The sequence below is a fragment of the Microbacterium sp. MMO-35 genome (assembly GCF_037147555.1).
Taxonomy (GTDB): domain Bacteria; phylum Actinomycetota; class Actinomycetes; order Actinomycetales; family Microbacteriaceae; genus Microbacterium.
The window spans coordinates 1-576 of the sequence record NZ_JBBCVH010000036.1; the positions used below are offsets into that span (position 1 = coordinate 1).

General features: G+C 71.7%; 1 protein-coding gene. It reads right to left on the reverse strand.

Features of this window, described 5'->3' with window-relative positions; translation table 11 throughout:
* Positions 1-51: 51 nt before the first annotated feature.
* Complete coding sequence (locus WFJ01_RS19055; RefSeq protein WP_336630053.1) at positions 52-489, reverse strand: hypothetical protein; 438 nt, start codon at positions 487-489, stop codon at positions 52-54.
* Between the last annotated feature and the right edge of the window lie 87 nt (positions 490-576).

Here is a 576-nt window from a genome sequence, read left to right on the forward strand (position 1 = left end):
CCGTCACCTTGAAGTTGTCGAAGTCGATGCCAGCGGCGCGCATCGGACCCGTCAGTATCTCGAACTGCTCCGGCGTGATGAGGTCGCGGACGGCGATCGCTTCAGCGGCCCGAGCAGCGGCCCGAGCAGCGGCCTGAGCAGCGTCCCGAGCAGCGGCCCAAGCAGCGTCCCGAGCAGCGTCCCAAGCAGCGGCCTGAGCAGCGGCCCGAGCAGCGTCCCGAGCAGCGTCCCAAGCAGCGGCCCAAGCAGCGGCCCAAGCAGCGTCCCAAGCAGCGGCCTGAGCAGCGTCCCGAGCAGCGGCCTGAGCAGCGTCCCAAGCAGCGGCCCAAGCAGCGGCCTGAGCAGCGTCCCAAGCAGCGGCCCAAGCAGCGGCCCGAGCAGCGGCCCGAGCAGCGGCCCGAGCAGCGGCCTGAGCAGCGTCCCAAGCAGCGGCCCGAGCAGCGGCCCGAGCAGCGTCCCAAGCAACGGCCCGAGCAGCGTCCCAAGCAACGTCCCACTGGGATGCCGTCAGTGACGGCAGGAGAGCCAAGAACGCGGCCACCTGATCACCGTTCGGCCCGAGCGCCGCCGTGATCG